6 protein-coding genes and 1 riboswitch are annotated in these 5180 nt (G+C 70.1%); of the genes, 3 read left to right on the top strand and 3 right to left on the bottom strand.

What is annotated here, in order from left to right; all coding sequences use genetic code 11:
- Both AC1DY5_RS41205 and AC1DY5_RS41200 read left to right on the top strand, forming a co-directional pair.
- A partial coding sequence (locus AC1DY5_RS41205) for a DNA glycosylase AlkZ-like family protein (protein WP_478120211.1) occupies positions 1–1050 on the top strand: 1050 nt, incomplete at its 5' end.
- Positions 1051–1156: 106 nt separating this feature from the next.
- Positions 1157–1317: riboswitch (FMN riboswitch) on the top strand.
- 85 nt (positions 1318–1402) lie between these two features.
- Complete coding sequence (locus tag AC1DY5_RS41200) at positions 1403–1915, top strand: 6,7-dimethyl-8-ribityllumazine synthase (RefSeq protein ID WP_478120210.1); 513 nt, start codon at positions 1403–1405, stop codon at positions 1913–1915.
- Between the two features lie 25 nt (positions 1916–1940).
- On the opposite strand, the gene AC1DY5_RS41195 is transcribed toward AC1DY5_RS41200, so the two are convergent.
- Both AC1DY5_RS41195 and AC1DY5_RS41190 read right to left on the bottom strand, forming a co-directional pair.
- On the bottom strand, positions 1941–2702 hold the full coding sequence (locus tag AC1DY5_RS41195; protein WP_478120209.1) for a sulfite exporter TauE/SafE family protein: 762 nt from the start codon (positions 2700–2702) through the stop codon (positions 1941–1943).
- A 21-nt stretch (positions 2703–2723) separates the two neighbouring features.
- A complete protein-coding gene (locus AC1DY5_RS41190; protein WP_478120208.1) occupies positions 2724–3962 on the bottom strand; it encodes an MFS transporter in 1239 nt (412 codons plus the stop codon).
- Positions 3963–4051: 89 nt separating this feature from the next.
- On the opposite strand from AC1DY5_RS41190, the gene AC1DY5_RS41185 reads away from it, so the two are divergent.
- Positions 4052–4882, top strand: a complete 831-nt coding sequence (locus tag AC1DY5_RS41185; RefSeq protein WP_478120207.1) for an AraC family transcriptional regulator — start codon at positions 4052–4054, stop codon at positions 4880–4882.
- Positions 4883–4891: 9 nt separating this feature from the next.
- On the opposite strand, the gene AC1DY5_RS41180 is transcribed toward AC1DY5_RS41185, so the two are convergent.
- On the bottom strand, positions 4892–5180 hold a 289-nt coding region (locus AC1DY5_RS41180), incomplete at its 5' end, for an aldehyde dehydrogenase family protein (protein WP_478120206.1).

Below are 5180 nucleotides of genomic sequence, written 5' to 3'. Positions count from 1 at the left end.
CGCACCTTCTTCCGGCCCACGACGCTGCCAGGCGCGATCCGGCGGCTGGGCTTCGTCCAGGCCGATCCGATCCGAGCCCCGGCGCGCGCCCAAGACCTGACCCTGCGCCATCGTGTCGAGGACTACCGCGCCGGCGATCTCGAGCGCCGCTACGCGCGGCTCGCGGTCGAGGAGGACTGCCTCGTCAACTATGGCTTCCTGCCGCGCGAGCACCTGGCGCTGATGCATCCGCGCGAAGCCGCCCGCGCCTGGGACGCCGAGACCCGGCGCAAGGCGGCCGAGGTGCTGGCCTTCGTGCGCGAGCGCGGGCCGGTGCATCCGCGCGAGGTTGAACTGCATTTCGCGCACGGCCGCATGAAGAACTATTGGGGCGGCTCGAGCAACGCCAGCACGCACCTGCTCGATGACATGCACTACCGCGGCCTGCTGCGCGTCAAGAGGCGCGACAGCGGCACGCGCATCTACGAGGCGGTGACGCATCCGCCCGTAGACGACAGTCCGGCCGGCCGCGCCCGGCGCGCCGCCGCGCTTGTCGACCTGGTGGTGCGCAAGTACGCGCCGCTGCCGGCCGCCAGCCTGACCTACCTGGTGCGATTGCTCGGCTACGGCGCCCCGCATCTGTCGGCGCAGACCCAGTCCGCCCTCCGGCTGGCGCGCGAGCAGCTCGCCAGCTGCCTTATCGACGGCTGCACCTGGTACTGGCCGGCCGACGAGAACCCGCGGTCGCGCCGCCATGCGCCCGACGATGCGCTGCGCCTGCTGGCCCCCTTCGACCCGGTGGTCTGGGACCGCCGCCGCTTCGAGCTGCTCTGGGGCTGGACGTACAAGTTCGAGGCCTACACGCCGCCGCCAAAGCGAAAGCTCGGCTACTACGCCTTGCCGATGCTCTGGCACGAGCAAGTGATCGGCTGGGCCAACGTCTCGGCACACGACGGACGATTGCGGCCCGCATTCGGCTACGTCGCGGGCGCGGCGCCCAAGGGGCCCGCCTTTCGTGCCGCACTCGACGGCGAGCTCCAGCGCATGACGCAATTCCTGGCCGCCCGCTGAAGCACAGCCGCGCCGCCCCGGGCGACCTGGGGATTTGGCTCTTGGGCGACAGCACGGCCCGGCCGACTTGCCTAGAATCCGCCTTGCTTCGGCGCAAGCCGGAGCCAAGCGTTCTCAGGGCGGGGTGAAATTCCCCACCGGCGGTGATGGCGGCGAAAGCCGCACGAGCCCGCGAGCGCCCGCGGCGACAGCTTGTCCGCCGCGGGGTCAGCAGACCCGGTGCGATTCCGGGGCCGACGGTCACAGTCCGGATGAAAGAGAGCGCGACCTCGCTGCGGGGCTGGTGCGTTCGTGCCGGCCCCGGCATCGGGTTCGTGCGCCCTGATTCAGGCAATCCTTGCAAAGGCAAACCATGAGTCAGATCAACGACCTTCCCCTCTCCGCCATTCCCGCCACCGACGCACCGCGCGGTCAGCGCATCGCCTTCGTGCAGGCGCAGTGGCATTCGGACATCGTCCACCAAGCCCGGGACGCCTTCCTGGCCGAGATGAAGCGCCTGGGCGTGCCGGTCGACACCATCGACGTCTTCGACGTGCCCGGCGCCTTCGAGATCCCGCTGCACGCCAAGCGCCTCGCGACCTCGGGCCGCTATGCCGCGATCGTCGGCTGCGCGCTGGTGGTGGACGGCGGCATCTACCGCCACGACTTCGTCGCCGGCACGGTCGTCAATTCGCTGATGACGGTGCAACTCGAGACCGGCGTTCCGGTGCTGTCGGCGGTGCTCACACCGCACCACTTCCACGAACACGTGGAGCATCGCAAGTACTTCCACCGGCACTTCGCCGTCAAGGGCACCGAGGCAGCCGAGGCCTGCGTGAAGACCATCGAGGGCCTGCGCCGCCTCGATGCGTTGATCGCGGCCTGAGCGGCGACGCGGCTGGGCGCGAGGCTCAGCCGCCCACCCGCGCGACCAGCGCCGGCAGCGACGACGCCAGCAGCGCCACGCCCGAGGCCGTCAGCAGGCCCAGCACCAGGTTGCGGAATGCCGCTTCGCTGATGCCGATGTAGAGCCGGGCGCCGAGCAGCACCGGCAGCAGCACAGCGATCGCCACGATCCCGAACAGCGGCAGCATCGACATGCGGACATTGCCCGCAGCCAGGTGGAACGCGAAGGACACTGCGAGCATCGCGAGATTGAAGTTCTGGACCACGGCGCGGCTGGCGTCCTTCGGCATCCCGCGCACCGTGCACCAGAGCGTCGGGATGGCGCCGGCGAAGCCCGCGACCCCGCTGCACACACCGCCGAGCATGCCCGAGACGCCGTCGGCGGCACGGCCGCCGACCCTGACCTTCGGCAGGCTCCGCGCCATCAGCATCGCCGGGCACCAGACCACCAGCAGGCCGCCGACGCAGGCCTTGAACAAGGGCACGTCGAGGCGCGGCAGTAGCCAGACACCGAGCGGCACGCCGGCCAGCCCGCCGATCAGGAAGGGCCACAGGGTGGGCCAGTCGAAACCGCGCCGCACCGTCGCGGCGGCGATCAGCTGCCCGGTCAGCGCGCCGAAGACCGCGAGCATGGCCGCCATCAGGGGGTCTACGGTCCAGGCCCAGAAGGACATCGCGACCAGCCCGAAGGCGAATCCCGAGAGCCCCTGCACGAAACCGGCCACCACCGCGCCGAGCGCGACGATCAGGAAAAGCGAATAAGACAAGGCGTCAGGCTGGAACCATCTTCAGGCGGAGGCAGGCACCAGCGCTTCGCGCCGCACGCGCCGGACGTTGAAGGCGCTGGCGATCAGCACGCCCTGCACCACCGCCAGGCCGACGATCACGCTGACGTACTGGCCATGGTCCATAAGCCGGCCGAAGATCAGCGGCGCCACGGCCTGGCCGATGTCGAGTCCGGCATACACCACGCCGTAGACCCGGCCGGTGGCGTTGGCCGGTGTAGAGCGCTTAACCAACAGGTCGCGCGACGGCCCGGCGATGCCCGAGGCGAAGCCCATGGCGCCGAACATGACGGGCACCAGCATCGGTGCGAAGTCGGCCCAGGCCAGCACCAGCGCAATGGCTGCCGCCACGCCGAAGCCGGCGCCGACGACGCGCTCGCAGCGGGTTGGATCGGAGGCCAGGAAGCCGCCCACCACCATGCCGGCGGCGCTGGCCAACATGTAGATCGTCAGGCACATCGCGATCAGCGCGACCGGCACCTCATGCAGCCGGCCGGCAGCGGACGGCGCGAACGTCTGAACGACGCTCAGCGCCATCGCATAGAAGAAGAAGAAACCGAAGCACATCCAGACCGCGGGAATTCCGAGGAAGGCGAACTCGCCGCCGACGGTCGGCGCGCCGGCCGCATGCTGCACCGGCTTGACGTTGAGCGACAGCACGCTGCGGTTGAGCCACAGGACCAGCAGCACCAGCACCGCCACCCCGCCACCCATCGCCAGCGCCGCGCGCCAGCCGAAGGCCATCGCCAACGGCACCATCAGGGCCGGCGCCAGCGCCCAGCCCAGGCTGCCCGTGATGCCGTGCACGCTGTAGGCGTGGCCCAGCCGCGTCGGCGCCACCTTGCGGTTGAACAGCGTGTAGTCGACCGGATGGAACACGCCGTTGCCGACGCCGGCCATCACCGCGGCGCCGAGCAGCATCCAGTAGTTCTGCGCAAACGCGTAGCCGAAGGCCGCCAGGCCCAGCAGCGCCAGCCCGACGAACAGCACCGGCCTCGGGCCGAGCTTGTCGACGATGAAGCCCGAGGCGGCCTGCACCAGGCACGAGACCACGAAGAACGCGGTCAGCACGGCGCCGAGTTCTGTGTAGCTGACGTTGAACGCTTCCTTCAGCCACGGGAACAGCGGCGCCAGCAGCAGCTGGCTGAAATGGCTGACGGCATGCGCCAGGCCGACGAGGCCGATCAACTTGACGTCGGAACGCACGGTCGGCGCGGCACTGGGAAGGGATGCGGATGACATGGATTGCTACAAGAAACTGGCTCGGAGGTCGATCCTAAGCCGGCCCGTCGCGGCAGAATGGCGATACAGAGACAAGTTTTGTCGAATTTATGCCGCCTATTGATGCACCGACCGCGCCCGCCAACAGCGTGGGCCCCTTGACGCCGCACCTCTACGCGCCCGACGCCCTGCGTCCGCTGCGGGCCAAGGAGCATTTCCTGAGGGCCGACACGCTGGTCGAACTGCACCGCCATCCATGGCCGCAGCTGACCTTCTCGACCCGCGGCGTGATCCGGCTGACCACCGAGGACGGCAGCTACATCGTGCCGCCCTCGCGCGCCCTCTGGGTGCCGGCCGACATGCCGCACARCACCTCCGTGATCGAGGATGCCGAGTTGCGCACCGTGTACCTGCACACCTGGCTCGGCCCGGGCTGGGAGCGCTGCGAGGTGCTCGAGATCAGCCCCTTGCTGCGGGCGCTGATGCTGGCGCTGGACACCACGCCCGACGGCCTGCCGCCGGTCGATCCGCACGCGGCGCAGCGCGAGCGCTGGATCGCGCCGCTCCTGGTCGACGAACTCGAGCGCGCCACCCAGATCCGCATCGACGTACCGCTGCCGGCCGACAAGCGCTTGCGACAGTTGTGCGAGGCGCTGCTGCGCAATCCGGCCAACCGCGCCACGCTGGCCGAGCGGGCCCGGCAGATCGGCGCCAGCGAGCGCACCGTGGCGCGGCTGTTCCGCGACCAGCTCGGCATGAGCTGGCAGGCGTGGCGCCAGCAGGCCGTGCTGGCGCATGCGCTGCCGCTGCTGGCGCGCGGCATGGCCGTGAGCCTGGTGGCCTCGGCCAGCGGCTATGCGACCGACAGCGCTTTCTGCGCGATGTTCAAGGCCGCGACCGGACAGTCGCCGACCGCCTTCCAGCACCGCAAGCGAGCTTGAGGCGCGGATTCATCCGAGCCGGCGCAGCAGCTTCATCGTCCGCCTGAACTTCTCGCCGTAGGGCGGATAGAGCATCGCGCCGCCGGACCAGCGCGACTGCACCAGCACCGCCTTCTGCTGCGTGAAACGCAGGAAACCCGCCTCGCCGTGGTAGGAGCCCCAGCCGCTTTCGCCGACGCCGCCGAAGGGCAGGTTGTCGTGCGCGATGTGCATCAGCGTGTCGTTGACCGTGACGCCGCCGCTCACGGTGCGGGCCAGCACGCGGTCGCGCGCGGCCGTGTCGGTGCCGAACCAGTAG

The organism is Variovorax sp. P4_D9 (genome assembly GCF_056401695.1).
Note: the sequence above shows the minus strand (reverse complement) of the source record. Positions and strands in the feature narration are given on the sequence as shown.